General features: G+C 62.5%; 1 protein-coding gene and 1 pseudogene. Both read left to right on the top strand.

What is annotated here, in order from left to right; genetic code table 11:
* Positions 1-177 precede the first annotated feature (177 nt).
* Positions 178-582: a plasmid mobilization relaxosome protein MobC gene (locus tag EN742_RS35995; RefSeq protein ID WP_128333940.1), complete on the top strand. Its 405-nt coding sequence runs from the start codon at positions 178-180 to the stop codon at positions 580-582.
* Positions 582-994: pseudogene (locus EN742_RS35990) on the top strand (hypothetical protein); the annotation flags it as partial. The gene EN742_RS35995 and the pseudogene EN742_RS35990, both read left to right, overlap by 1 nt.

The following is a 994-nucleotide window of genomic DNA, read 5'->3' as shown; positions in this document are numbered from 1 at the left end:
GTATAGAAATGTAGAGTCATAATGACCATAGAAAAATGGAATGTCGGCAGTGTTAGGATAAATTCAATGTCGGTTTGAGTTGGCAGGATACGGAAAAATGTGATACATTTTTCCTGACAATCGAGGAACAAGCCCTCGATCCGCGGCCTGCGGCCGCAAAGGCAGGAAAGATCGCCGATGAAAGCGCCGCACGCATTGCGTTCACGACGGGCCGCTAGGCGGGAGAAGGTCGCCCACATCCGCTTTGCGGAGGATGAGATATCAGCTGTAGAAACCGCAGCGGAGCAAGCCGGTCTTTCCGTTTCGGCTTTTATCCGGTCGCTCTCGCTCGAGGGCGCCGGTGTCCGGCCGTTCATGAACAGGGAAGATCGGGCGGTCCTCGAGATGCTCATCCAGGACATGCGCGTCGTTGGCGGCAACCTCAATCAGATTGCCCGCGCCCTTAATGGAAGTCGGTCTGTGGCTGGCTCGGATCTCAAAGGAGCAATCGACGATGCCTGCGCGATCGCAACCACGGTCGCGGTCGAGCTCGCTGCGATGACGAAGCGTGCCGGCGCTGCCCGGCGCGGTGAGTCGACGTGATGGAGTTCTTCCTGGGCGCCTTCGAGCGGGATTGGGAGCGCCGGCGCGCGGCGCTGCTGCACGAATTGCAGATGGGCGAGCACGAGGAGCTCGACTGGGACCGGCCGCGAAGGGGAGGGGTTGCCCATCTGCCGGCGGGTGTCGGTGGTCGCGGCGGCGCGCGGCGGCAGGGCCGCGCCGTTGCTTTCCGCGGAACCGGTGGTGGCCGGCCAATGCATGCTCGGTTTGCGGCGCTCGCTCGAGGAAGCCAACCGGCGGTGGTCAAGCTTGCCTCCTATGGCGGCGGCATCCGGGCGGCAGCCATGATGAACTACGCTTCGCGTTCCGGTGAACTCCCGGTCGAGAACGAAAAGGGCGAGCGCATCATCGGCAAGCAAGCGCTCGCCGAATTGCGCGGGGACTGGGAGCATCT

It is taken from the genome of Mesorhizobium sp. M4A.F.Ca.ET.020.02.1.1, from assembly GCF_004022645.1.
Classification (GTDB): Bacteria; Pseudomonadota; Alphaproteobacteria; order Rhizobiales; family Rhizobiaceae; genus Mesorhizobium.
This window is presented reverse-complemented; position numbering and strand designations above follow the sequence as displayed.